The organism is Cohnella sp., from assembly GCF_041641335.1.
In the GTDB taxonomy this organism is placed as follows: domain Bacteria; phylum Bacillota; class Bacilli; order Paenibacillales; family Paenibacillaceae; genus Cohnella.
Map to the genome: position 1 here is coordinate 16,855 of NZ_JBEPYQ010000061.1, position 25,267 is coordinate 42,121.

Genomic DNA, 25,267 nt, shown 5'->3' on the forward strand with positions numbered 1-25,267 from the left:
CTCCCCTCGGCTAATGCCGCAATCTCGTCGCTCGGACAAGCCTTTCCGCCGCCGCGGGCATCATCGCGCCCGCTCGCAGCAGCCATCCCGCAAGCGCCGGACGGGTCAGCACCCGTTCCATCCAGCCGCCCCATCTGAGCGGAGCCGCGAACTGCTTGCGAATTTGGCTTGTATACGTCTCTTCCCACCGCTCGTAAGCGATCTCGCCGTGCAGATAAGCGTCGGCGAGCGGGGCGCACAGCTCCGCGGAGCGCAGCGCCATCGCCATTCCGTCCCCGCAGAAAGGCGGGATCGCCGCCACCGCGTCCCCCACGCACGGAATTCCGTTCCAGCCCCGCGGCTTCGCGCGCGTTCGGACCGGGGCAGCGGCAGCCTGCGTTCCCGGCATGGGAGATGCGCCTTGTAATCTTCTTCGCAGGACGGGAATGCGCTCGGAAGCCCTTTCCAATATGCCCGTTAGCGCTCCGCCCGCGCCAAGCCGACGGAATGCGGAAGGAGCGACGATCGCCGCCACGTTCAACTGTCCGCCTTCGATCGGTGCAATGCCGACATAGCCGTCCTGGAAAAAATAAAGATCGACCGCTTCGTCCGAATCCGCCGCGGCGTAGTGGGATTTGATGCCCATATATGTCGCGCCGGCAGGCGCCTCCCGATTGGCAGGCTTGTAGGAGCGAAGCGGATGCCGTCCCCATGCCGCGATGACGGCGCGCGCCCGCAGCAGCGCGCCTTCTTCTTGGACCGATAGCGCGACAAGATGGCGGCCCGCGGCCGAGCCGGATATTTCGGCAACCGTCGCTCCCGTGTAGACGCTGGCGCCTTCGTCCCGGGCCGATTGCTGCAGGACGGCATCCAGCGTCCGGCGACTCAGTCCCAGAGCCGGTCCCGGAAGCGGGATATCCAGCGATACACTGCCGTGCTCCGCATGAAGGCGAACCGTCTTGACCGTCGCCGGCTCCAGAGAGGCGATCGACCGGTCCAGCTCCAGCGCCCTTAACGTCCCGAGCGCCTCCGGGGACAGAAATTCCCCGCACGCCTTATGGCGCGGAAACTTGTCCTTGTCGACCAGAGCGACATCCCATCCCCGCTTGGCCAGCGCATAGGCGGTTGCGCTTCCGGCTATTCCCGCGCCGATCACCACGGCGTCAAACTCCGTCTTCATGACGTCCGGCCTCCCGTCGTTTGGGTAACGATCACGGCATAGCGAAACAGCGGTCTCCAGCGGTACGTCAAATCGGCGGTGCCGAGCTGTTCCCCAAGCTCGCGAATGTCTGCGCCGCGAAATCCCTTCGCCACGGACAGAGGGCCGTCGTGCCGGATATAACGATTGCGCGACAGCAGCCGCGTCGCGAGCCAAACCGCCGTCCACGGAATCCAGTGGCGGTGAATGTCCCCGATGACGACGCCGAGCCTCGAGACCGACCGCATTCTCTCCACAACATCCGGCAGTCGCTCCTTGGCGAAATGATGCACGAATTGCGAAGCGGTCACGATGTCGGCAGCCCCGTCAGCCAGCTCGAACAAATCCTTGCGAATGAAGCTCACCCGCGGCTCCTGGGAGAACAGGCGCGCCGCTTCCCGTTCCGCTTCCTCCGTGACGTCCGCCAGCACGACGGTTAAGCTCACGCCGCGCCGATCCGCCCATTTCAGCACCTGGCCGTTGATGTCCCCGGAGCCGGAGCCGACGTCCAGCAAGGTCAGCGATCCAGGTCTTCCGGATTTCTCCCACAATTGATTAATGCCATAAACAATCGGACCTCCGGCTCCGAACAGCCGATTGAGCTTGCGCAAGTGCCGCAGCGCCTCGCCAAGCGGCTCTCCTCCCGAGGAGAAGTCGTCCATCAGCTCGGGCTTGGGTGAACGCCTCTTGAGTCCCCGTTCCCCGATCATGGGCGGTACGAGAAGCGAAGCATTTCCGCGGTCATTCCCGGTCCGAACGCCAGGGCGATGCCGCGCTTCGCTCCCTCGTTCGTCCGACGCAGCTTCTCTCTCAACCGATCCAGCACGAACAGAAGGGTAGCCGAAGACATATTGCCGTACTCGCGGAGCACGGACCGGCTCGCCTCCGTCTGTTCGTCCGCCAGCCGGAACGCCGACGCCAGGGCATCGATGATGCCCCTTCCGCCCGGGTGGATCGCCCACAGCTCAGACAGTTCCGCATCCGGCCAGAACGTCTGGATCGCTACCGGAATCTCGCCCTCGATCAACGCCGGAATTTCCGGAGAGAGCCGGAGCCGGAAGCCGTAGTTGCCGATCGTCCACTGCATGCGGTCCGCGGTGTTCGGAATCGCAGCCGCCCGCGCTTCGTGCAGCATCAGCGCTCCCCCTTGCTCCGCCCCATCCGCCGCGACGACGCAGGCCGACGCGCCGTCTCCGAAGAACGAGGCGGTGAACAACTCCTCCCGCTCGAACGAAGGCTGTATGTGCAGCGTGCACAGCTCCGCCGCGACGACGAGCACCCGGGCCGTCGGCTCGCCGCGGACGATGTCCGATGCAAGCCGCAAGGCGGTCAGCCCCGCCGCGCAGCCGAGGAAGGTGAGCGGCGTACGCTTCACGTCCGCTCTCAAGTCGAGCCGCCCGACCAGCTCCGCGTCCAGACCGGGAAGGAACATGCCCGTGCAGCTGGCGACGATAAGATGAGTCATGTCGCCGGGGCGCATCCCGCTGTCGGCCAGCGCCCTTCTGGCGGCTTGTTCCGCGAGCGGAACGGACGCTTCCCGGTAGAGCGTCATCCGTTCCTCGGTCGCGGGAATGCGAGTTTCCGGGGACGCAGGGATATAACGGCAGACGGACGCAGGCTCCAGCAAGTTGGGCTCGCAAGTGTAGCGGCTGTCCACCCCGCAATGGGAGAATATCCGCTGAACCCACCTCGCATCCGTCGGCCGGTCCTGCAAAGCTTCCTTTAATCGCCGTGAAGCGTCCTCCTGCTCTAGACGATAGGGCGGAACGGCCGTGCCGATGCCTCTGATGGCGATATGATCCACAACGCCAAGCCCCCTAACCTTATTGAAATCGGACAAGAAGTCGTATTTTCAAGATATGATCGGATTAGGAGACGCATTCCAGTTACAACGAAAAGGAGCTGTCTCATCCCTAAACAGAGTCATACCTTGCCCCCGCTTATGATGCAGCTCCTTCTCAACATTAGTTTTCATAATAATAATTATGTCAACTAATGGCGATCATCGAAAAACAGACGCCCCGAACCTCCTCATTGCCGAGCCGATTCCAGACGGCCCGTCTCCTCGTCCAGCGCTCGGAAAGCTTCGTCGAATACGTCTTCGGGAATTCGCCATGGCCGCTAAGTTGGTATTTCGCATCATTAAACACTTCCGCAAGAGACCGTTTTTCCCATGATCGTTCCCGCTCCTTTCGTTTTTCCATATGCGAACGTCAAACGGCAGTCCAACAATCGGACTGCCGTCGTCATTAAACCCTTAATCGAGCACCGAGCGGATGAATCTTTCGAGCGCCGCCGTGTCGGTCATGCTCCGGTTGCACTCATGGCCGTTGATGCACAGGTAGTTGCCTACTGCCTTGTAGTAATCGGGCGAGCTGTTCGCCGGCCTCTTCTTCGTAATCGCCGAGAAGAGCGCGAGCTCGTCGTACTTGCGGCAAATAAAGCAATAGTTCTTCTTGTGCATCGGCGAGTATCGGCCTTCGACGCCCACCAGCTTCCCGTCCAGCGGATACACGAGGAACAGCTTGTTCGTCGCGATGTCAAGCCAGCTCAAGTACGTAACGAACCGATAGTCGATCGCGGCCAGATCGGGCAGCTTCAGCTTCTTGTTTTTCGGAAACAGCTTCGCGATCTGCTCCTTGGACATTCGGGGAAACTCAGTCAGGAACGGCTCCAGGGAACGGGAGTAACGCGTGCAATCTTCAGCCGTCTGGACGTTGACGATGTCTCCGAGCAGCTTCGCTTGCTCCTTCGTCGCTTGCGGGAACATCGCCGACACTTCGGCTTCCGCGTTCGCCTTGACCGATTCGACGACTTTGCGGTCTGATGCAAAGCGCACGGCGTTTAGCACCGCTTCCGCTTGTTTATTAATGGCATTAAATTGATGATTGGCAATAAAAGTTTCGCACATTTGGACTCAGCCCCTTATTTGTATTGGTCACAAATCAGGTGCAAAGCCGAATGACGGAAACGAGCTTAGGCTTGCGTACAGGCGATAGGATGAATCGAAAAACGCCCCATGCAAAGTATCGCCTCCGTATCGGGCTTTGCATGAGTTCGGCCAGTCCGACAATCTTTGATTGCCATTCCCATCATCCTCCCCTCTCTTCGGATATGGGTTCATTATAGAAGAATTGCCTCGCGCGCGCAATTTTCCGTCTCCCGCTCGGACGGCCTCTATCATTTTCCCACAGGGATGGGGAGGTTTCAACAATGCCGCGCTAAGCGACAACCTCCTTCACGTAACGTCCGCGGATCAGCAGGAAGTAGACCGCCTGGATCGCCATGAACGTACCGAGCACCGACATCGACGTCGACATCAGGGAGGTGCCGAACATATTCTGCATCGAAGTAAGCGCGACCGCGCCGTGCACGAAGGCGACGACGATCGGCACGAAAAACAGGATCATCAGCTGCTTCGTCACGATGCCGGACAGCTCGCGGTCGGTCAAGCCGAGCTTCGTGATCGATTTGAACTTGGCCTTGTCCTCCGGCAAGTCCGCATACAGTCGGAAATACAGGAAGCTTCCCGACGCGACGAAAAATACCGCACCGATGAACAGGCCGATGAACAGCATGATTCCGTAGCTCTGGTTCATCAAATGGAGCTCGTAGGCAACCGAGATGAAGCGACTGCGGCTTTCCTTCAGCCGTTCCTCGATCGCGGCGCCGGCATCCTTCGTCTTCTTCCAATCATCGACATCGAACGCATAGAAACGCTGGACGGACGGGTGCTCCATCTGCTCGTACTGTTCATCGGGGACTACGTAATAAGATTCGAAATTCGGCAGAATGACGGACGACTGCCCCCCGATCGGCTCAAGCTCGATCGCTCCCGCCTTTAGAACGGCTTTCCCCCGTTCCGGCATCTGATTACCGAGGAACTCATTCGAGTAATAGATTATCATCGACTCGCCCGCCGCGAGCTCGACCGGCTTCTCCCCGGCCGCCACCGCTATGGCGTTGAACTCGGAAGCCTTTACGACCGTTACGCTTTTCTCCGCATCCGACCTCGTCTGGGACGACATCGTTACCTGAAGCTTCCGGTACTCGATGCCTTCGACCCGCAGCGCCTGCTCGATCGCCGCCAGCTCCGCCTTTTCTTGGCCTTCATCGATCTTGGCCGGCCTATATTCGAAGGCGAAAGGATTCTCGGCAAGCAGAGTTTTCGTCATCAACGTTTTGAAGCCGACCAGGGATCCAATAGCCGAGAAAGCGACCGTCGACAAAATCGCCACCATGAAAAAAGTCCGCGCATTATCCTTCATCCGGTAAGCCAGATCGGACAGGAACAGCATATTCGTCCCGCGCCAGAAAAGCGATCGATTGCCGCGGCTCTTATGGATGATGTATACGCTCAGCTGCGTGAACAGGAAATACGTCCCGACGACAACCATCAGCGTTACCGGAATCATTACCGCGACGACGACCGTGCCTCTGGCCACGAGCGCAATCGCGTATCCCGCGCCAATCAGCAGGGCGGCAAGCAGCGACAACAGGACGGAAGATTTCGGCTCCTTCTTCGGCATCGCACTTCCCTTCAGCAGATCGATCAAGCGATTGCTGCGCAGGATGACCACCGTGAAGGCTGAAATCACGACGAACAGCACGAGGAAGGCGGCTAGCGTAAGCGCGATCGCCTCCCACGGCAAGTAAAAGGCCAGCGGCTCGTCCAGGCCGAGCAAATTTTCCGCTGCCAGCAGCATCAGCTTGGTCATGACGAGTCCGAAGCCGATGCCCGCCGCCGTCGCTCCGAACCCGATCAGCACGTTTTCCAGAAACACCATCGTCTTAAGCTGAGAATCGCTCATGCCGAGCATGACCATCAAGCCGAATTCCTTCTTCCTCGTCTTCAGGAACGCGCTCATCGAATACAGTACGAAGAAAAACGAGAAGGCGTAGATGAGTCCTTCGGCAAAATGCATCGCGAGGGAAACGTTGCTATGGACGCTCCCGCCGGACATATCGGGGTGAAAAGCGAACACGGCATACACGAAAAAAGCCATGACGGAAAAGGCGCTGCTCAAAAAATAAGCGGCGTACGTGCGCTTGTTGCGCATGACGTTGTTAAACGCGAATCGTCGAAAGGTCATGCGCATTCCCTCCCAGCAGCGACAGCACGTCAATGATTTTCTGGAAGAACGCCTGCCTGCTCTCCCCGCGATGAATCTCGTTGTACAGCTGTCCGTCCTTGATGAAGATGACCCTGTGGCAATAGCTGGCGGCGACCGCGTCGTGGGTCACGAGCATCATCGCCGTCCGCTCGGAGCGGTTGATCGCGCTGAGAATTTCCATGACGTCCTTGGCCGCTTTCGAATCCAGATTGCCCGTAGGCTCGTCCGCGAACAGAAACTTCGGCTTATGGATCATCGCCCGCGCGATCGCCGTCCTTTGCGCCTGTCCGCCGGAAATTTCATAGGTGCGCTTTTTTAGAATCGACTCGATGCCGAGCTTATCGGCCATCTCCCGCACCTTGCTCTCCATCGCCTTGACCGGCTCGCCCTCCAGCGTCAACGGCAGAACGATATTCTCTTCCACCGTCAGCGTGTTCAGCAGATTAAAATCCTGGAATACGAAGCCGAGCTCCCGGCGGCGGAACCTCGCCAGCTCCCGCTTCTTCAGCCTGTGCGGATTGCGGCCGCCGATCAGCACCTCGCCCGTCGTCGGCGAATCGATCGCGGCTACCAGATTCAGCAGCGTCGTCTTGCCGCTGCCGGACGGACCCATAATGCCGACAAATTCGCCTTCCTCAATGGACAGGCTAATGTCGGTCAGCGCCCGTGAAGGCACCTTGCCTCCGTATATTTTGCTTAATTGGCGCACGCTTAACATCTCCATCAGTCGGTTTCTCTCCTTCTCCTCGCCGGCATCCCGAAGTTGCCGGCATATCTGTTATATAATCCCATTGTAGCCGGAGAGAAAACGGCGGACTATCGATTTGCCTTTCAGTTTTCTTACACGGATGTAAGGTGCGAGGCGAAGACGATGCGAACTCGGGTACCGACGCCGGGCTCCGACTCCAGCTCGATCCGGTGACCCAGCCGCTCGGCGATCTCTCGGACGAAGTAGAGCCCCATTCCGGTCGACTCGCGGAACTTGCGCTTGCGCCCATTGCCGCCGGTGAAGAACGGCTGGAACACGCGCTTGATGTCCTCGGGGGGAATGCCGATGCCGCGATCGTGAATTTCCAGCACGGCATCCGCGCCGCGCGTCAGCGAAGAGAATGTCACCTTCTCGTGGGAATCGGCCGAATATTTCACCGCGTTCGTCACGATCTGGCCGACGAGGAAGCCGAGCCATTTCGAGTCGCTCTCGACTTTCAGGCCGGCATCGACCTGCAGGTCCGGGTACACCTTGCTGCCGATGAACAGCCGCTTGTTGTCGCGAATCGCGTTTTCGCAGATGGCCTTCAGCGAGACCGGCTCGACCCGGAAGTCGCGGTCGAACGTTTCCAGGCGGGCGGCGTACAGCACCGTCTCCAGCCCCTTCTCCATGCGCTCTGCTTCTTCCAGCACGCTGGCCGAACGCGGATCGTCCTCCTCCATCGTAAGCCGGATGACCGCGAGCGGCGTTTTCATCTGATGCACCCACTGGTTCATGAACGCCAGATGGTCTTTGCGCGCTTTCTCGGCCAGCTTGATCCGCCGTTGGTAATGTCCGTACTGCGATTGCAGCAGCGCGTCGACCGCTTCCGGGAGGGGGCCCGAACCGAGTCCTTGAATCGAATCGTCCAGCTCCGCCATCGGCTCGCTTAACGTCCGGTAGAGCTGTCGGAGCGAGACGTAGCGATAGACCAAATAGCCCGTCAACAAGACGAGCCCGACGAATACGGAATAAAGTCCGGTCAGAAAATGGCGGTAGCCGTCCAGCCAGTAAATCAGCAATACGAGAAACAGTTGGACGATCTGCATCGCGACGAGCGTCCGATGGTCGCGGATAAACAATCTCATGGCCGTTCCTCCCTCTCCCAATCCGGGAGCAGCCGATAACCGGCGCCGCGAACCGTTTCCAGGCTGCCGTCGATGCCGAACTCCTGCAGCTTTTTGCGCAAGCGGGTGATGTTCACATTGAGCGTGTTCTCGTCGACGAACGCCTGATCGTCCCACAGCTCCTCCAGCAGCGCCTCGCGGCTGACGATTCGGGGCGAGCGCTTCATCAGCATTTCCAGCAGCACGGCTTCCTTCTTCGTGAGCGTGCTGCCGGCGCCTCCCAGCGACAGCTCCAGCCGCTCCGGATACAGGTGCAGACCCGCCAGCTTGACGATTCTCTCCTCCGTCCGCTCCGCGTATTCTCCGTACGCCCTTCTCAACTGGCTGCGGATTTTGGCCATGACGACCTCCATATGGAACGGCTTCGTAATGTAGTCGTCCGCTCCGTACTCGAGCGCCATCACCTGGTCCATCTCTCCGTCGCGGGCGGAGATGAACAGAATCTGGCACTTGGAGAGGGCGCGGATTTGACGGCACCAATAGAAGCCGTCGAATTTCGGCAAGTTGACGTCCATCAGCACGAGATGCGGATCGTACCGGCGAAAAAAATCCGTCACTCCCGCGAAGTCCTCGACGACCCCGGTATCGTAGCCGTACTTCTCGATGTTCGCTTGCAGCAACGCCGCCAGCTTCGGATCGTCCTCGCAAATCATAATTCGATGCAATGCGCTCCCTCTTTCCGTGCTTGTTCCATAAGTTCGTGTTGGATGAAGGCCCCCGTTCCGGTTTGCCCCATCCTTAAGTCGGGGTACGGACCGGCCCAATGTCCGATTCGTCGACTCTACCCGGGGACGTGATCGGATTCGTCCGCTTCCGATAAGATGAAATCAAAGATGTCGACCGGGAAGGAGTCCTGTTTCATGAGTGCCAACGACGAGGTTTATATCGTATTGACCGCCACCGGAACCTGGTTCAGCCGAACGATCCAATGGGTGACGAAAGCTCCGCTGAACCACGCTTCGCTGTCCTTCGACCGGGAATTGAATGAAGTATACAGCTTCGGGCGGAAAAAGCTGAGCAACCCGATCTTCGCCGGGTTCGTTCAGGAAAATTTTGCGGACCCGTTCTACGAGGACGCTCCATGCGCCGTATACCGCCTGCGGGTCGGAGAAAGCGCCCGCGCGGAGATGCGCCGCTTCGTAAACGAAATGAAGCGGCAGCCGGACCGTTACCGCTACCATCTGCTCGGCCTGATCGGCGTGCTCATCCGACGCAAAATTCCGCGCGAGAACGCGTATTTCTGCTCGCACTTCGTCGCCTCCGCATTGGAGCGGGGCGAATGGCGTCCGGTCGATAAGCCGGCCTACTTCATCACGCCGGCGGATTTCGAACAGTCTCTCTCCGCTCAGCAAATCTACCGAGGAACGATGTCCGGCTACTTGGCCAGGTTTAACTCGACTTATCCTGCGGCCGTTTACGGCTCCTCGTTCTCTCCGGCTACCGCTTAAGCTTCTCTTCCACGGAGAGAAGCTTCTGTTCCATCGTCCCCTGCTTGTCCCGGCGGTCGTCGATCGTCAGCGTCGTGGACACCCTCGAAGCGCCGCTTGCGAACGGCACCTCGTGCATTCTGCGGACGACCGCCAACAGCTCGTCCAACTCCCCTTCGATAATCGTGCTCATCGGAGTCAGCTGGTATTTGATTCGCTCGGCGGACTGCTCCAGCACCCGATGCACCTCGGCCACATACTCGCCCAAGCTCGGCGATCCCGTTCCCAGAGGCACGATCGTCACTTGTACGATTGCCATCCCTATCCCTCCTTTTCTCCTCTTTTGCTCACACTCCTATGGCCGCTTCAGCGCAATTCCAGTCATTCCCCAGTACTAATACGGTCGCTCCTGCGGGGCGTAGTCCGGGTCGATCTCCCGTTCGGTCAGGTCGTTTCGGTGCCACACCGGAGTGGCTGCGGGCGACATCGGCGGAATCAGCCACGACCAACGGGCGTTTACGTCCCGCCCTTGCTCCTGCTCGCGTTTCATGAACCGCATGAACTGCTCCGCCGCCGTATGATGGTCCACAATGCTGACTCCGTTCGTCTTGAAGGAATGGATGACCGCAGAGTTCAGCTCCAGCAGCGCCCGATCCTTCCATAGCGTCGTATTCGTAGAGCGGTCGAGGTCAAGCAGATCGGCGATTGCCGGCAACTCGTCGTAGCGATCCGCATCCGCCAGATTGCGCGCTCCGATCTCCGTTCCCATATACCATCCGTTAAACGGAGCGGCCGTATAGCGGACGCCGCCCACGTTCAGCGCCATATCCGACAAAATCGGCACCGCATACCACTGCAGCCCCAATCCGGCAAGCTCCTCAATATCCGGATGCTCAAACTTCACTTCCATGACGGCCTCGCCGGGAATCGGAAACCACTTCGGCTTGCGGCTCCCGATCTGGACAACGAGCGGAAGCACGTCGTATTTCGTTCCCTGTCCCGTCCAGCCCAAGCGCTGAATCGCTTCGGTAAGCTCGACGGAAGCGGGATCGCCGACGACGCCGTCCGGAGTCCGGTAGCCCGCATAGCGAATCAACTGATGGTTCCAGATGCGGATGTCCGAGCCTTCCGGCTTTTGCGGAGCGAACGCGGTCAGCGTCGGACGGATACGCCCGCCGTTCGTCGCATGTTCGATGTGCCGCAGCAGCGCGGCTGCGATCTCCTCTTCGGTCTTCGCGCTTCTCTCGTCGAACACTTCAAGCGAATCCCAGAACAGCCGTCCGATGCACTTGGCACTGTTTCTCCAAGCGACTTTCGCCCCGAACGTCAATTCCTGTTTCGTATGCGTGTAGGTGCCGGTCTCGCGAATCTCGGCAGCGACCTCGCTTAATCGCTCCTTGTATTGCTGAGCGCTTTTCTTCGTCTCCTCGTAATAGAAACGGATAAAAGCTTCGGCCTGGATTTCCAATTTCGAATTTAAATTAATGGCATTAATCATGATGATGAGATCCTCGGTTTACATAATTTTTGTTATGTTACTTCTTGGGGGAGTCGGGATTTTTACCGCGCCTGTTGCGGTCGACAACAGCCTGCACAATCCATACGATCGAGCCGATCAGATACAGCGGGAATACGATGACGAGCATCGTCGCGAAGTCGCCCAGATCGTCCCATTCCCCCGTGTTGCGCAGCTGCGCTTGCAGCATGATCAGGCAGCCAAGCGCATAGATGCCGAGCGGCCACCATCTTCTCTTGAATCCGGCCAGTATCGGCAATGCGACGAATACGATCCAAACCGCGACGTACACCGGTCCATGCATGCGATCTCTCCTTTCGAAGACGACGTCGAATTCCCTTTCATTGTAACAAAATCCGGCAGCCTTGCGAAATGACAGTTCCGCGAACAAAGGCAGCCCTCTCGTCTCCTTGTCCCTCTTTCCTCACTACGTGCATATGCAGAATTTGGCGCAGGTACTTGCCGAATTGGTGTACATAAGCCCAGCTGCTCTTGAATTCGGAGCTTCGTCCGATTACAGTAAAATTATCCCTAACGAGGTGAGCGCATGAATCTGCAAAAACGCAAAGACCGCGAGGAGCTTGAGCGGCGCATTCCGGCCATGCCGTGGTACGTCGACAAGTTCATCAACTATAAGCTGCCCGATCTCTCCCCGTCTTCCCTGCTCGAATACATCAGGGACTACGAGATTTTCCTCACGTGGCTGATGGGCGAGGGGCTGACTTCGGCGTCGAAAATGTCGGACGTGACCCTGGACGATCTGGAGCGTCTCCATATGGACAGCGTCGATCATTTTCGGATGCATCTGGCGACGAAGCGCGACCACGCCAATACGAAAACGACGATCTCCCGCAAGCTGTCTTCCTTGCGATCGTTGTTCCATTATTTGAGCCAGATTGCCGAGGACGAAAACTTCTATCCGCTGCTGAAACGCAATGTCATGGCGAAAGTATCGGTCAAGCGCACGCACAAACCGAAGGATACCGCCGCCAAGCTGGAAGGCAAGCTGCTGCAGGAGCAGGAAATTATCGAATTCATTAACTACATTAAACAAGATTACGCCCACGACGTCGCAACCAACAAGCAAGCGACTTATTCCCATGAGCTTAACCGGATCCGCGACTGCTGCATCGTCAGTCTCATTCTCAATTCCGGCTTGCGCGTGTCCGAGCTCGTCAACTTGAATCTGGACGACGTCGATATCAAAAAACGGCTTGTCTACGTCTATCGCAAAGGGAAAAACGACGATACGTTCAAGACGCCCGTCTATTTTCGCCAGGACACGATTCCCGATTTGGAAGAATACATCGCTCAGCGGGATACGAGGTACAAAGCGCCTAAGCGCGAAAAAGCGATGTTCCTGGCAATCGCCAACGGCAAAAAGGAAGGCTCGCGCATGACGAAGCGGGCGATCCAGGCGATGGTGCTCAAATACGCCAAGCGTTTCGGCAAGCCCTACTTATCCGTCCACAAGCTGAGACATTCCTTCGCCACCGATTACTACCTGAGCAACGATCTATACAAAACGCAGGAGCAGCTCGGCCACGCCTCCCCGGAGACGACGCAAATCTACGCCCATCTCACCGACAAAACGATGGCCGAAGCGATCGATCGCCGCAGAGAAGAAGCTTAAATCGGGCCGATGTACGAACAGTCTGCTAATCGGTCATGGTTATTTTGCTTCCATAGGTTAGATGCTACATCCGTGGTCGTGGCAGTTTCAGCTCAATTATGTAGAAGTCGAGGTGCATGAAGATGGATTACCGGATTGAAAAAGACTCGCTGGGAGAGGTGCGGGTTCCCGCGGATAAACTGTGGGGAGCGCAGACGCAGAGAAGCTTGGGCAATTTCCGGATCGGCACGGAGAAAATGCCGCTGGAGCTCGTGCGCGTGTTCGCCCTGCTCAAGAAGAGCGCGGCTCTCGCCAACGCGGATCTAGGCAAGCTGCACGCGGACAAAGCGCAGGCGATCGTGGACGCAGCGGACGAAATCGTGCGCGGCGATTGGGACGAGCACTTTCCTCTCGCGGTATGGCAGACGGGCAGCGGAACGCAGTCGAACATGAACGTCAACGAGGTGATCGCCAACCGCGCCAACCAATTGCTGGCCGACCGCGGCTCGGAGCAGCGCATCCATCCCAATGACGACGTCAACCAATCGCAAAGCTCGAACGATACGTTCCCGACCGCCATGCACGTCGCCGCGCTTATCGCCGTGGAGGATCTCGTGCTGCCCGCGATCGGCAAGCTGAAGTCGACGCTGCTGGCCAAGAGCGAGCAATTCGCGGACGTGATTAAAATCGGCAGAACGCATCTGCAGGACGCCACTCCCCTCACGCTCGGCCAGGAGATCGGCGGCTGGGTCACGATGCTGGACAAGTCCCAGCGGATGATCCGCGATTCCGCCGAATATTTGCGCGAGCTGGCGATCGGCGGAACCGCCGTCGGTACCGGCATCAACGCCCATCCACAGTTCGGGGACAAAGTGGCGGAGAAGCTCAGCGAGCTGAGCGGCAAGCAGTTCCTTTCCGCGGCCAACAAGTTCCACGCTCTGACCAGCCACGACGAACTGGTCCACGTTCACGGCGCGTTCAAGGCGTTGGCCGCCGATCTGATGAAGATCGCCAACGACGTCCGCTGGCTGGCCAGCGGCCCCCGCAGCGGCATCGGGGAGATTACGATTCCCGCCAACGAGCCGGGAAGCTCGATCATGCCGGGCAAAGTGAACCCGACCCAATCGGAAGCGATGACGATGGTGGTCGCCCAGGTGCTGGGCAACGACGTCACGGTCGGCTTCGCCGCAAGCCAAGGCAACTTCGAGCTGAACGTGTTCAAGCCCGTCATCATCTTCAATTTCCTGCAATCGGCCCGCTTGCTGGCCGACGCGATTCATTCCTGGAACGACAACTGCGCGGTCGGCATCGAAGCCAATATCCCCGTCATTCAGGCGCATCTCGAGCGTTCTCTCATGCTCGTGACGGCGCTGAATCCGCACATCGGCTACGAGAACGCGGCATCGATTGCCAAGACCGCGCACGCGGAAGGCTTGACGCTTAAGGAAGCCGCCCTGCGGAGCGGTCTGCTGACGGAGCAGCAATTCGACGAGATCGTCCGTCCGGAGCACATGATCCATCCCCAAGCCTAATCGGGATTCCGACGAGGATAATAAGAGAGCAGGAAGCAAGGCATCCTAGCCTTACTTCCTGCTCTTCTTGCTTGCGAGCCAGAAAGCCAAAATAATGACGGGAATGAGAATAAACCAAGGGACATTGATCGTGCTTTGCGTAATTGCCGCAAGAATCATCACCAGCACGACAAAACCGATTAGATAAAGACAGCCTCTGCCGAACGTTTCCAAGCCCTCTCTCCTTTCCGGGAGATATTCCAAGGAAAACAGGTGACAACATGACCCGACAACTCGGAAAAATCGTGCTCCTGCTTGCGCTCTGCCTGATCTCCCCGCTCTCTCCGCTCGCATTCCATCCTTCGTCCGTGAACGGACAAGCGGCCCAGCCCGAATACGCCAAGTGGGGCATCGTGGCGATGGAAGCCGCTCAAGCCAAATATAACGTCCCTATCGTCGACTACCTGCACATCGGAAGATTTCCCTCCGCTCCAGGCACGGCCGAAGAAAGATTCAAACTGTGGCTTAAGGACGGGAACCGGGAGTTCGGGGTCATCGTCTCCGTTCAATTCTATACGGCGAACGATCGGCTTATCACCGTCAGGTTTCGGGAGACCGACCGTCCAACCTTTCGAAGAACGCAAGCCGGTTACCGAATGGGTCGGCGATCCGGACTTCCAGACATCCGAAAGCTTTCTCCAAGCCGGGTCTGGCGTGGCCGTAATTTTTCGCTTTCAAGTACTCGTGATAGCCAGTCAGATTCGACATCTCAATACGCATCGCCGAGCCCGGCGTGCAGTCTCCGTGATGCTCCGTCAGATGCAAGGCGCAGCGTCCCAGCGACACTTGCGCATACAGCGGCATGTCGGGCTCGTAGCGGTGCTCCCAATCCAGACGAAACCCCAAGTATTCGACATAAAACGCTTTCGCCTTCGCTTCGTCGAAAATCCGCAGCAGCGGCGTCACCGACGAGAATTCGAATTCCGTGCTTCCCATCCGTCCACCTTCTTCGCACTGGATAAAGTCGCCATTCGCACGGCAAGCCCATCGTAACACGCAAGCGACGGGCAGATCAACGCCTCCGTCCGCGGTACAGCAAGTAGATGAAGAATGGCGCCCCGACTCCCGCCGTAAACACGCCGACGGGCAGATCGTAAGGCAGGAACGCCGTGCGCGCGACGAGATCGGCGGCGACGACGATCAGACTGCCGCAGATCCCCGCCATCGGAATCAACTTGCGGGCTCCCGGGCCGACGAGCCGCCGCGCAAGGTGGGGACCGATCAGGCCGACGAAGCCGATGACGCCTCCGATGGCGACCGCCGATCCGGCCAGACCGACGCTGATGGCGATCAGGATGAAGCGGCTGCGGCCGACGGCGTTGCCCACGCTGATGGCCGAATCGTCCGTCAGCGCCAGCACGTTCATATTTTTCCCATGATAGATCGCCAACAGCAGGAACCCGATCGTCCATGGAGCGAGCATCAGCACGTGTCTCCACGAGCTGGCGTAGATCGTGCCGGTCAGCCACACGTACGCGTCGGCCGCGGTATATTGGTCGCTGAACACAAGCAAGGCGTTTGTGTACGCCCCCGTCAGCGCGCCGATGCCGATGCCGACGAGAATGAGCCTGCTTGGCGCGACTCCTTTCTTCCAGGCGAACAGATAGATGAGCATGGAGACGACGCCCGCTCCGCACATCGCCGCCGCCGGCAGCCAGAGAATGCTGACCGCCGCGGATCTGAACGTCAGGAATGAAGCTGCGGCGGCCGCGGCTCCGCCAGTAATGCCGATCAAGTCCGGCGCGGCAAGCGGATTACGGAAAACGCATTGCAGAATCGCGCCGGCGACGGCCAGAGACGCTCCGGTCAACACGGCCACGACAAGGCGCGGCGCGCGCAGCTCGCGAACGACGAGTATCTCTTCCGCCAATCCTCTGCCCAGCAGCGCCTTAACGACATGATCGATGCGGATTCGCATATCTCCGAATGCGATATAGAGAACGGCGAAGGCGATCAGAGCGCAGCCGAGCGCCGCGAACCGCCTGGCGGAACGGCTCATGCCTTCACCTTCCCTCTGCGAGCGATGTAGATGAAGAACGGCGTGCCGACCGCAGCCGTCATGACGCCGACGGGAAGCTCCTGAGGCGGAATGACGAATCTGGCAGCGAGATCCGCCAGCAGCAGCAGCGTCGCTCCCAGCACGGCCGAATATGGAATGAGCCAGCGATGATCCAGGCCGGCCAAGTAACGCGCCACATGGGGCACGACGATGCCGATGAAGCCGATCGGTCCGGCCACGGCAACGGAGCTCCCTGCCAGCAGCACGACGCACAGACCGCCCGCAATCTTGACGAGCGACGTTCTCATCCCGACGCCGACGGCCGTCTCTTCCCCGGCGGCGAGCACGTTCAGGTGCCGGGACAGAAGCCATGCGCCCAGCCAACTGACCGCCATATACGGGAAGACGTGGACAAGCAGCTCAAGGGGCCTGCCCGCGATCGATCCGGTCAGCCAGAACAGCACGTCCTGCAGCGAGCTCTGATTGCGCACGAGTAAGCCCTGCGTGGCGGACATGAACAGAGCGGACATCGCCGCGCCCGCCAGCACGATGCGCATCGGCGTCATCCCCTCGTAGCCGAGCGCGCTTAATCCGTATACGGTCGCTGCAGCGACAGCGGCACCGGCGAACGCGAACCAGACGAGCGTGCTCTGGCTTTGGATCGCAAGCGCCGTCACGCCGAGGACGACTCCGAGCGCCGCTCCCGAATTGATGCCGAGTAACGAGGGCGAAGCCAGCGGGTTGCGGCTAATCGCCTGCATAATAACGCCCGCCACTGCCAGGCTTGCCCCTATCGCGGCCGCGATAAGCGCTCTCGGCAGCCTCGTCAGCTTCACGATCACTTGGTTCATCGAGCTCTCGTCGTAACGAAACAGGGCCGCCATCGTATCGTTCCAGCTCAAGCTCGTAAATCCCCACCGAATGTTGGCGATAAAACCGAATGCAAGCAGGACCGCTCCCGCGAGCAGCCCTGCCAGCTTGTACCCGGATCCGGGCAATCCTTGTTCTGTCATTGCTCAAGCTCCTGTTCGTCGATAGGGAAAGACGCCGAAGAACGAGCGCTTGCGCGTCTCGTCCCCCGGCGATGCGTGAGATCGTCTAATCGCTATTCAAGATTGAAATAGAAGTACAAATCGTCCAGCATTTTTTGCGCTGCGAGCGGTCCGCCGGACAAGTTCCAGCTGACGGCGTTCACTTTGTAATACTTTTTGTTTTTGACCGCCTTCAGGTTTTTCCAGAGCGGATTGTCGATCCATTCCTTCTGCAGCTTGTAGACGGCTCCGTCTCCGTCCCAATCCACAGTGAAGTCGAAAATGTAATCGGCATCCAGCAGCGGTGTTTGCTCCTTCGTTGCCACGTTCATAATGTCTTGCGTCAGATCCGTCTGGGTTTTCGGGAATTTGAAGCCGAGATCCAGCAGGATGTTAGGCGCGAAACCTTCCACGTAGAAGCGGGCCGTGCCGTTCGGGTTCGTGCGAATAACCGATACCTCGGTCTGCGATACTTTCGAGCCGATTTTCTTCTTGAAATCCGCGACGCGCTTGTTCCAGTTCGCCAGGTAAGCGTCCGCCTTCGGCTGCTTGTTCAGTACGTCCGCCGCAAACTTGAGGTTGGTCTGCCAGCTGAATACGTCTTCCGTATGGACGGTAGGCGCGATTTTGCTCAGCTGATCGTGAATCTTCTCGTGTCTCATTTTGGAGGCGATGATCAGATCCGGCTTAAGCGCGGCGATGGCTTCGAGGTTCGGCTGCGTCTCGTCGCCCAGATCTTTGACCCCGATGAGGCTAGGGCGCAAGTATTCGTAGAAAGGCTGCTGCAGGTACGACTCGACCGCTCCGACCGGCTTTACGCCGAGCAGGACGCTCGTGTCCACCATTCCGTTGAACAGGATGACGACGCGTTGCGGAACGCCGTTCAGTTTCGTTTCGCCGAGAGCATGCTTGACCGTTTTCGTAAGGTTCAGCTCGACCGTTTTTTTGGAGCCGTTCCAGGACACCCAGATGCCGAACGCGTCGCCGATCGCGCGAACCGGCACGAGCACCGACTTGTCTTTGGACACCGGAGCGCCTTCCAGCTTCACGGCTTTGCCGTTGATCGTCGCGTTGACGGTGCCAGGCGTGAAGACGATCGATTTGCCGTTCAGGGAGATCGTCGTTTTTTTCGAAGCCGCATCCGTTTTGACGGTTGCTTTCAGCTGCGAAGCAAGCGTAGCGTAAGGAACGAAGATTTTGCCGCCGATCAGCTGGGGCTGGGCTCCCGTGAAGGCGACTTTCTTGCCGTCCAGGTTAAGCGTCACATTCTGCGTCGTTGCGGCCGAAGCGGCCGTAAACGGGATAAGTCCAAGGATGAGGGCCAGCGACAAAGCGAAGCCCAGCAAACGTTTGTTCATGCGAACTCACCTTTCTCAGGGGTAAATTTCCGAATCTTCGGCTTCGGAGGCCGTTTCTTCTTGCGGGAGAGAGCCTTCCGCTTTCTCTTTCAGGTCTCGGATCATCTGATAGAGGCTGTACGAAATGTCGACGAGCTGATCTTTGTTCTTGACCTCGCCGGTTTGCTCCAGCAACAGGGACAGTTCTCCGCGAACCGTCTCGGCGCGTTGCCCGTCCAGCTTCGCCGACTCCTCCTCGATCGCCTTCCACGTTCCGGCAAGATCTTGAGCGGCTTGCCGCGCGGCGGACGTATCGTCCTCCTCGATCGCTTGCTTGTACGCTTTGACGAATCCGTTCATCTTCGTCAGGCCGTCCGCCGCGTCCGATACCGGCTGCGGCGCTATCGCCTCGTATAGATCCTCGCCCTTGGAAGCGGGTTCGGATGTCGGAATCGCGGATGCACCGCTCTCCTTCACGCTGCCGGAAGACGATGCGCACCCGGAAGCCAAGCCTGCGAAGGCGATCGCAAGAACAACCGCGCATAACAGTCGATGCTTTCGTGACAAACGCTAACCTCCGTCTCATGTTGATAATGATTTTCAGTATCATTTTATAGAGGGAGTGACCGGATTTGTATACACGAATTTGTCATCTTCCCATGGACAAAATTTCCGAAACCCGTCAATAAGCGATTGATTGACGCCGCGCGTATTGATAGAATGTAATTGATAATGGTTCTCATCGTTCCGATGAAAGGAGCTTCCCTCTTGAATCGCATAGTCGATTTGATCCAGGCCTACCCGTTGTCCTTGAAGACGCACGATCTTTCCGTTCGGGCCAGACGGAGAACGGTAAAGCTCGGCCAAAGCTCCATCGTCTATATCCATAAAGGAACCGGGCTTCTGCGCACCTCCGACGGCGCGGAGTTCCGTCTCGAGCCCGGCACCTGCTTGTCGTTCAAAGGCGCGGTCTCGTTCGATTGGAGCAACGACGACGGAATGCCCTTGCGGCTTACCCTGCTGCAATACCGCACGATTGGAATTGTGGGCGATCGTTCCGGCTTGAACGCCCGTTGGGAAGAGCCCCAGGCGTATCCGGAGGCCGATCGCCTGCCGCCGGCTTTGGCCGCGCAAGCGGGCAGATTGCTCGACAACGGCAAGCCGGTCCGGGACAACGATCCGCGCATGCACGTCCAGATGGCCGAGCTCTCCCTCCTGCTGCGCGAAGCCGAGTCGCTCTCCGTCTCGCCGTCCGAGGACCAGGGCATGCTTCGCAAAACGATGGAATACATGAGAGCGCATTATATGAAGCCGCTGCAGATGGCCGCGCTCGCCAAGATGGCCGGGCTGACGCCCAGCTCCTTCAGCCGCGGATTCAAGCAGCTCTCCGGCAAGACGCCCGGCGCTTTCCTGACGCAGCTAAGAATCGAACGCGCCAAGTCGCTGATGCGGGAGCCGGACATGAACTTCAAGCAAATTTCAGGTATCGTCGGATTTCAAGACGAACTGTATTTCAGCAGGGTGTTCAAAAAACAGGAAGGCGTATCTCCCACGATCTATATGAAACGCAATCAACAGCGCGTCGCGATCGTAAGCGGGTTGAATTTGCAGGATCAGATGCTGGCGCTCGGCATCCGCCCGATCGCCGCTCCGAGCTTTCCGACGTTCTACGGCACGGCATCGGGTTTTCCGGTCTATCTGGACGAACTGCTGAAGGCGACGAAGCCGATCAACGCCGAACGGACGATCGCCGCCGACGAGGTGATCGACCTGTCTCCCGACCTGATTCTGAAAGCCGATTTTATTCGCAATTGGCACGCCCCGGAGTGGAACGGAGCCGCGAACATGGTGCATCTGCAGGAGCGGGACAGTTGGGAGAGCTACCAGCGGGACATCGCCAGCCAGCTGAACAAGGAGCGGGAACTCGAACGAATCGAGCGTCAAGTGAAGAAAGCCGAACGCGCCGGCGCGCGAGCCCTGTCTCCCTTCTCGCGCCAAGGCTCCTGGACGATCGTCCGTTTGCTGCCCGGAGATTGCCGCGTGTACGGCAGAACCGGCCACGCGTTCACCGACCTCTTTTATCGGGATCTTCATTTTCAACCGGATGACGGCCTCGACTATCGCTCTTACTGCAGCCGCTCCCTGGAAGAGCTGGTCGCGATGAATCCCGATCGGCTGCTCATCATCTGGAGCGATCCGGACACGGTTGCCGCCTTCGAGGCCCATCCGCTGTGGAGGGAGATGCGGGCGGCGCGCGAGCAGCGGGTGTATTTCCCCAACAGCAAACAATGGGACCCGTGGGGTCCCATTGGCCGTCAGTATATGATCAGAGAGATGACGAACTATTTCTTATCGCGTGCGTAGAGTATGCGCCTTCCTCATAGATGAGGCAGTTGAGCTGCGCTCCGTAAGCGCAGCCTCCGTCTATGGCGATCTTGTCTTCCTGGAACCACACTTTCGGCGCGCCGTGAATTTCTTCGGCTCTCGTATGTCCGAACACGACGGTGCGGTCGACCTTCGTCCTTGAACGGAAGAAATCCTTCTTTATATACATAAAATCGCGGGCAGGCTGTTCCTTCCAATTCGGGTAGGCGGGATTCAGCCCGGCGTGAACGCAAATATGCCGATCGTCCTCGTAATACAGAGGCAGCTTGCCCAGAAAATCGATATGATGCCCGTAGTTGCGTTCGATATAGGAGATCGCTTCGCTGAGGGTGTCTCCGTTCATTTCGTCCCTGCCCAGCCCGCAGTAGCTGAAGATCGTCCGCTTGCCGCCATGCTCCATAAACTTCGATCGCACGTACGGATCGTTCGTCCGAATCAAATCGACCAGCCTCTGATCGTGATTCCCTCTCAGCGCCACGGCCCCGTGACGTTCGACCAGCTCCATCACTTTGTCGACGACGTCCCTGCTCCTCGGTCCTCTGTCCACGTAATCGCCCAGCAGAACAAGCCGGTCCTGTCCGGGGTCGTAGCGGATTTCCTCCAGCAGGCGCTCGAACGGCTCCAGGCAGCCGTGAATGTCGCTGATCATCAGCGTCCGCTTCATATCGTCACCTGCCCTTCGACGGGAATGCTCATCCGGATTCCCGCCAATTTGCGCGGCCCTTCCTGCAGACGGACTTCGTAGGGCGTAAATCCCAGGCCGGCATAAAAAAGCAGCGCGCGCGTATTCGTATTGTGGCAGATGAGCCTGACCGTCTTGACGCGATGCTCTTCGGCCGCGCGGTTAATGAGCGCCTGGATCAAATAGCCGGCCGCCCCCGAGCCTCTGCTCGAAGGACGAACGATGACGTTGCCGATCCAGCAATCTTCCCCGTCGTTCACCTCGTATAGATTGCCGTATGCGATCACGGAGTCGGCATCGGTAACGACGGTCGGGCAGCTTCGGCCTGCGGCGGCTGCCCGAAGCTGTTCCGCGGTCAACGGGTAAGTCGCTTTCGGATACATGTAGAAAGCCTCGTCTTCGTTTTGCGGAAAAGATGCGATCACCGGGAAATCCGCGTCTGCAGCGTTGCGGTATTGAAACATAGCGGCCTCTCCCTTCTATTAACGTTATTAATTACCCACTATAACATTCTGCGCGCTCCCTCCCCATTCCTTTTTTCGTTTAATGGATTTTTACGCCGCGCAACGCCGAATAAGACCGCGAGCATCGCGGCCTTGAAGTTAACGATCGATTACTCTTCCGGAACGAACGCGGCTTTGTCTCCCGAGCTGTCGTACGCTTCCAATACCGACTTCAGCAACCCGGGAAAGCGCTCCTCCAGGTCTTCCGTCCGCAAGGAGAGCAATCTCTGCGTTCCCTTCACGCGAACCCGGATCAGGCCCGCTTCCCGAAGCGTGCGCGAGTGATGCGAGAACGTGGACTTGACCACGGGAACTTCGATGCTCCCGCAGGCCAGTTCACCGGCTCTGTGCAGTCCGGAGACGATATATAGGCGCACGGGATCGCTCAAGGCATAGAGCACCGAGGATAGCTGGATGTCGGCTCTATCGGGATGGTGCAGCGGCTTCATCGTTTGTCATGCCTCCTCATCTCGAGCTCTTCATTGCATATTACCATATGCCGTGCTATATTTCTAATATTCGATTATAATCGAACTATAGAAAAGGGGAGAAACCGTCATGTCCGTTCTGCAACAAGCTTTGCCCGGCGACCGGCCGGAGCGCCCCGCGATGAGAGAAGGCGTCGTGACTTTAATCCTCGGCCTAACGGTCGTTCTCGTCATCATGAATACGATGATGTTCAACCTCGCCCTTCCCGACGTCGCCGCGGACTTCCGTCTGTCTCCTTCTTCGACTTCATGGATCGTGACGGGGTACTCCATCGTATTCGCGATCTCCTCGATTACGTACAGCAGGCTTTCCGATTTTATCCCGCTTAGAAGATTGTTTCTGATCGGCATTTTGTCGCTTAGCCTGGCGGCCGTCGCGGGCTACTTCAGCAACAGCTTCCTGTCGCTGCTGCTCGTGCGGCTCGTGCAGGCCTCGGGCGCCGGTGCGATACCGGCCCTGTCGCTCGTTCTGATCGCACGGTACGTGCCGATCGAGCGCAGGGGCAAAGCGATGGCCGTCATTATGTCGGCCGCTTCGCTCGGCCTCGGTCTCGGACCGGTCGCGGGCGGCGCGATCGTCGAATACTTGGGCTGGCACTTCCTGTTCGTCGTCACCGCAATCACGCTGCTGCTCGTTCCTTTCTTCGCGGCGCTTATTCCGACGGAGAAACCGCAGCAAGGCTCCTTCGACGTTCTCGGAGCCGCTTTCGCCGCAATCGGCACGACCGGACTGCTGCTCTTCCTGACCAGCTCGTCCTGGATCGCCCTCGCGGCCGGAGCTGCGTCGCTAGCGTTGTTCGTCGTACGCATCAGAACGGCGGCAGAACCGTTCGTGGCTCCTGCCCTGTTCCGCAATCGCACCTACCTGTTGCTCGGAGCCGTCGGCATCGCCGGCTACCTGTGCAGCTTCGCGACGCTGTATCTGCTCCCTCAAATTCTTGTGCGTCATTATGAACTAAGCGCCATCGGAGCGGGTTTGGTCATTTTTCCAGGATCGCTGCTCTCGATGCTCCTCTCGAGGAGAGTCGGCGGCTTCATCGATTTGAAGGGCAACGATGCGATTATCCGATATGTCCCGTTCGGCCTGCTGCTGTCCGTCGTGCTGTTCGCCGCGTTCGTCGGATCCGGGTACGTTGCTATCCTGCTCGCCTATATGGTTCTCAGCGTCGGCTTTACGTTCCTGACGAGCAGCATTTCTAACGAGATGTCCAGAATACTGAAGCCGAAGCAGATCGGCTCAGGCATGGGGCTGTTCCAGCTGCTGCAGTTTTTCAGCGGGGCTTTCGGGGTGGCCCTGACGGCGAGCGCCCTCGGCTGGCAGAAGGCGTATACGCTCCCGCACGCCTTCTCCAACATCTATTGGGGATTGGCCGTCGTCGCTCTGGCCTCGATCGCGTGTGGATTGGCGTATCTTCGCTCCCGAAGCCGACAGACGGCGACCGCTTAACGCGGTTCCAGCGAGGCGTTGCGTTTCCCGACGCGCTCTGCCGCTTGGCTGCGGCTCACCGAAACGACAGCCATAATCAAGCTTAATACAGCGGCGACGCTCGCCATCCAAGGGTGATATTGCACGGAGGCCGCGGCTTCTGCGGCCAAACCTCCGATTCCCGCGCCGGCGGCGACGCCGAGATGAAGAATCGACGTATTCAAGCCGATGACTAGATTGGAGCGATCGGGCGCTTGCTGAATGAAATACGTCTGGATAGCGGGAATGACAAGCGCCATCGAGAACATCCAGAGCAGCAGGACGGCAAGCGCCGGAATGGCCGCCCCTCCGAGCGCAGGCAGCAGCGCAAGCGTCGCGGCGAGCGATACGAGCGGAATGCCGATGACCATTGAGACGCTGACGCCGAGCGCTATCGTTCCGACCGCTTTGCCGACCTGCGCAGGCGCTACCAGCTTCGCCGCCGCGCCGAACGCAACGACGGTGAACACGCCCACCGCCAAACCTACGACCGCTCTCGAAAATAAGATCATGCCGAAATCCTGGCTTAGAAACGAAATCAAGTTGCCGAGCGCGAATACAGCAAGCGAGTAGATCAGCATAGTTTTGCATCCGGCGCGGGACGTCAGAGCGACGACGATCGGCGTACCGAGCGCGAAGGCCAGCGAAAACGCCGTAATCAACTGGCCGGCCAAGGCGATGGAGACGCCCAAGTCGTCCGCGATCGGCCTCAGAACCCCTCCAACGACCAACTCCGCCGTACCCGCCACGAAGGCGCCAAGCGTAAGCAGCAATACTCCTGTATTTTTCATCATTTTAGCGCAGGAGACCCCTACCTCTATAGGTGGGAGAGGAATGCGCTTCGGATACGGTGTGGCTTTAGCCGCATCAAGTATCCGACACCCCTGCCTGCTTGCCTCCTTTTTGTGGTAAAATAGGATCAGGAGAAAACGGTTAATTAAGGCACTCCTGTTCTTTAAAAACTCAATGTATGGAGTTGGGTGCGGTAGTCGCAACCGTAAAACATTGAACGACTTACAGCCGTCTTGACGGTGCATCGCGGGCATGTCCCGTGTTGCAGGGCTGTTGTCAACCAGCCTAATGTA

At 58.6% G+C, this 25,267-nt stretch carries 26 protein-coding genes and 1 pseudogene; 6 read left to right on the forward strand and 21 right to left on the reverse strand.

The window, feature by feature from the left end; translation table 11 throughout:
* Positions 1 to 10: 10 nt before the first annotated feature.
* The 8 genes from ACESLM_RS19205 to ACESLM_RS19240 form a co-directional block, all read right to left on the reverse strand.
* Positions 11 to 1,159, reverse strand: coding sequence for an NAD(P)/FAD-dependent oxidoreductase (locus tag ACESLM_RS19205; protein WP_372633171.1), 1,149 nt, complete (start codon positions 1,157 to 1,159; stop codon positions 11 to 13).
* Positions 1,156 to 1,887 (reverse strand): methyltransferase domain-containing protein, encoded by a 732-nt coding sequence (locus ACESLM_RS19210; protein WP_372633172.1) that lies wholly within the window; start codon positions 1,885 to 1,887, stop codon positions 1,156 to 1,158. Before ACESLM_RS19210 ends, ACESLM_RS19205 begins: the two co-directional genes overlap by 4 nt.
* A complete protein-coding gene (locus tag ACESLM_RS19215; RefSeq protein WP_372633173.1) occupies positions 1,884 to 2,981 on the reverse strand; it encodes a type III polyketide synthase in 1,098 nt (365 codons plus the stop codon). Before ACESLM_RS19215 ends, ACESLM_RS19210 begins: the two co-directional genes overlap by 4 nt.
* A gap of 453 nt (positions 2,982 to 3,434) precedes the next feature.
* Complete coding sequence (locus tag ACESLM_RS19220) at positions 3,435 to 4,088, reverse strand: FusB/FusC family EF-G-binding protein (RefSeq protein WP_372633174.1); 654 nt, start codon at positions 4,086 to 4,088, stop codon at positions 3,435 to 3,437.
* A gap of 310 nt (positions 4,089 to 4,398) precedes the next feature.
* Positions 4,399 to 6,270 (reverse strand): FtsX-like permease family protein, encoded by a 1,872-nt coding sequence (locus ACESLM_RS19225; RefSeq protein ID WP_372633175.1) that lies wholly within the window; start codon positions 6,268 to 6,270, stop codon positions 4,399 to 4,401.
* Positions 6,245 to 7,009 (reverse strand): ABC transporter ATP-binding protein, encoded by a 765-nt coding sequence (locus ACESLM_RS19230; RefSeq protein ID WP_372633195.1) that lies wholly within the window; start codon positions 7,007 to 7,009, stop codon positions 6,245 to 6,247. The genes ACESLM_RS19225 and ACESLM_RS19230 overlap by 26 nt, the downstream gene beginning before the upstream one ends.
* Positions 7,010 to 7,131: 122 nt before the next feature.
* The gene (locus ACESLM_RS19235; protein ID WP_372633176.1) at positions 7,132 to 8,127 is read right to left on the reverse strand and encodes a sensor histidine kinase; all 996 of its coding nucleotides are present in this window, start codon (positions 8,125 to 8,127) and stop codon (positions 7,132 to 7,134) included.
* Positions 8,124 to 8,831: a response regulator transcription factor gene (locus ACESLM_RS19240; protein ID WP_372633177.1), complete on the reverse strand. Its 708-nt coding sequence runs from the start codon at positions 8,829 to 8,831 to the stop codon at positions 8,124 to 8,126. Before ACESLM_RS19240 ends, ACESLM_RS19235 begins: the two co-directional genes overlap by 4 nt.
* A gap of 195 nt (positions 8,832 to 9,026) precedes the next feature.
* On the opposite strand from ACESLM_RS19240, the gene ACESLM_RS19245 reads away from it, so the two are divergent.
* Positions 9,027 to 9,614 carry a hypothetical protein gene (locus ACESLM_RS19245; RefSeq protein ID WP_372633178.1) on the forward strand — a complete coding sequence of 196 codons (588 nt, stop codon included), beginning with the start codon at positions 9,027 to 9,029 and terminating at the stop codon, positions 9,612 to 9,614.
* On the opposite strand, the gene ACESLM_RS19250 is transcribed toward ACESLM_RS19245, so the two are convergent.
* The 3 genes from ACESLM_RS19250 to ACESLM_RS19260 form a co-directional block, all read right to left on the reverse strand.
* A complete protein-coding gene (locus ACESLM_RS19250) occupies positions 9,604 to 9,912 on the reverse strand; it encodes an MTH1187 family thiamine-binding protein (protein WP_372633179.1) in 309 nt (102 codons plus the stop codon). The genes ACESLM_RS19245 and ACESLM_RS19250 overlap by 11 nt on opposite strands.
* 75 nt (positions 9,913 to 9,987) lie before the next feature.
* Complete coding sequence (locus tag ACESLM_RS19255) at positions 9,988 to 11,091, reverse strand: nitric oxide synthase oxygenase (RefSeq protein ID WP_372633180.1); 1,104 nt, start codon at positions 11,089 to 11,091, stop codon at positions 9,988 to 9,990.
* Positions 11,092 to 11,128: 37 nt separating this feature from the next.
* Positions 11,129 to 11,413: a hypothetical protein gene (locus ACESLM_RS19260; RefSeq protein ID WP_372633181.1), complete on the reverse strand. Its 285-nt coding sequence runs from the start codon at positions 11,411 to 11,413 to the stop codon at positions 11,129 to 11,131.
* Positions 11,414 to 11,656: 243 nt separating this feature from the next.
* On the opposite strand from ACESLM_RS19260, the gene xerS reads away from it, so the two are divergent.
* Together xerS and fumC are read left to right on the forward strand one after the other, a co-directional pair.
* Positions 11,657 to 12,742, forward strand: a complete 1,086-nt coding sequence (gene xerS / locus ACESLM_RS19265) for a tyrosine recombinase XerS (RefSeq protein WP_372633182.1) — start codon at positions 11,657 to 11,659, stop codon at positions 12,740 to 12,742.
* A 122-nt stretch (positions 12,743 to 12,864) separates the two neighbouring features.
* Positions 12,865 to 14,253: a class II fumarate hydratase gene (fumC, locus tag ACESLM_RS19270; RefSeq protein ID WP_372633196.1), complete on the forward strand. Its 1,389-nt coding sequence runs from the start codon at positions 12,865 to 12,867 to the stop codon at positions 14,251 to 14,253.
* Between the two features lie 51 nt (positions 14,254 to 14,304).
* Here fumC and ACESLM_RS19275 read toward each other — a convergent pair whose 3' ends face one another.
* Positions 14,305 to 14,466, reverse strand: a complete 162-nt coding sequence (locus ACESLM_RS19275) for a hypothetical protein (RefSeq protein WP_372633183.1) — start codon at positions 14,464 to 14,466, stop codon at positions 14,305 to 14,307.
* Positions 14,467 to 14,651: 185 nt separating this feature from the next.
* Here ACESLM_RS19275 and ACESLM_RS19280 point away from each other — a divergent pair.
* Positions 14,652 to 14,786, forward strand: a pseudogene (locus tag ACESLM_RS19280) (DUF3889 domain-containing protein); the annotation flags it as partial.
* A gap of 46 nt (positions 14,787 to 14,832) precedes the next feature.
* Here ACESLM_RS19280 and ACESLM_RS19285 read toward each other — a convergent pair.
* From ACESLM_RS19285 to ACESLM_RS19305, 5 genes are all read right to left on the reverse strand, one after another.
* Positions 14,833 to 15,228: a glyoxalase superfamily protein gene (locus ACESLM_RS19285; protein ID WP_372633184.1), complete on the reverse strand. Its 396-nt coding sequence runs from the start codon at positions 15,226 to 15,228 to the stop codon at positions 14,833 to 14,835.
* A gap of 76 nt (positions 15,229 to 15,304) precedes the next feature.
* A complete protein-coding gene (locus ACESLM_RS19290) occupies positions 15,305 to 16,291 on the reverse strand; it encodes a FecCD family ABC transporter permease (protein ID WP_372633185.1) in 987 nt (328 codons plus the stop codon).
* Positions 16,288 to 17,304 carry a FecCD family ABC transporter permease gene (locus ACESLM_RS19295; RefSeq protein ID WP_372633186.1) on the reverse strand — a complete coding sequence of 339 codons (1,017 nt, stop codon included), beginning with the start codon at positions 17,302 to 17,304 and terminating at the stop codon, positions 16,288 to 16,290. Before ACESLM_RS19295 ends, ACESLM_RS19290 begins: the two co-directional genes overlap by 4 nt.
* A 92-nt stretch (positions 17,305 to 17,396) precedes the next feature.
* Positions 17,397 to 18,680 carry a stalk domain-containing protein gene (locus ACESLM_RS19300; RefSeq protein WP_372633187.1) on the reverse strand — a complete coding sequence of 428 codons (1,284 nt, stop codon included), beginning with the start codon at positions 18,678 to 18,680 and terminating at the stop codon, positions 17,397 to 17,399.
* Between the two features lie 15 nt (positions 18,681 to 18,695).
* The gene (locus ACESLM_RS19305; RefSeq protein WP_372633188.1) at positions 18,696 to 19,226 is read right to left on the reverse strand and encodes a hypothetical protein; all 531 of its coding nucleotides are present in this window, start codon (positions 19,224 to 19,226) and stop codon (positions 18,696 to 18,698) included.
* Between the two features lie 201 nt (positions 19,227 to 19,427).
* Between ACESLM_RS19305 and ACESLM_RS19310 the strand changes: the two genes are divergently transcribed.
* Entirely contained in the window at positions 19,428 to 21,023 is a 1,596-nt protein-coding gene (locus ACESLM_RS19310) for a helix-turn-helix domain-containing protein (RefSeq protein WP_372633189.1), read from the forward strand.
* Here ACESLM_RS19310 and ACESLM_RS19315 read toward each other — a convergent pair.
* From ACESLM_RS19315 to ACESLM_RS19325, 3 genes are all read right to left on the reverse strand, one after another.
* Complete coding sequence (locus ACESLM_RS19315; RefSeq protein WP_372633190.1) at positions 20,986 to 21,708, reverse strand: metallophosphoesterase family protein; 723 nt, start codon at positions 21,706 to 21,708, stop codon at positions 20,986 to 20,988. The two genes, ACESLM_RS19310 and ACESLM_RS19315, sit on opposite strands and share 38 nt — an antisense overlap.
* Positions 21,705 to 22,190 (reverse strand): GNAT family N-acetyltransferase, encoded by a 486-nt coding sequence (locus tag ACESLM_RS19320; RefSeq protein WP_372633191.1) that lies wholly within the window; start codon positions 22,188 to 22,190, stop codon positions 21,705 to 21,707. The genes ACESLM_RS19315 and ACESLM_RS19320 overlap by 4 nt, the downstream gene beginning before the upstream one ends.
* 149 nt (positions 22,191 to 22,339) lie before the next feature.
* Entirely contained in the window at positions 22,340 to 22,678 is a 339-nt protein-coding gene (locus ACESLM_RS19325; RefSeq protein ID WP_372633192.1) for an ArsR/SmtB family transcription factor, read from the reverse strand.
* Positions 22,679 to 22,787: 109 nt separating this feature from the next.
* Between ACESLM_RS19325 and ACESLM_RS19330 the strand changes: the two genes are divergently transcribed.
* Positions 22,788 to 24,164 (forward strand): MFS transporter, encoded by a 1,377-nt coding sequence (locus ACESLM_RS19330; RefSeq protein ID WP_372633193.1) that lies wholly within the window; start codon positions 22,788 to 22,790, stop codon positions 24,162 to 24,164.
* On the opposite strand, the gene ACESLM_RS19335 is transcribed toward ACESLM_RS19330, so the two are convergent.
* The gene (locus ACESLM_RS19335) at positions 24,161 to 24,976 is read right to left on the reverse strand and encodes an MFS transporter (protein WP_372633194.1); all 816 of its coding nucleotides are present in this window, start codon (positions 24,974 to 24,976) and stop codon (positions 24,161 to 24,163) included. The two genes, ACESLM_RS19330 and ACESLM_RS19335, sit on opposite strands and share 4 nt — an antisense overlap.
* Between the last annotated feature and the right edge of the window lie 291 nt (positions 24,977 to 25,267).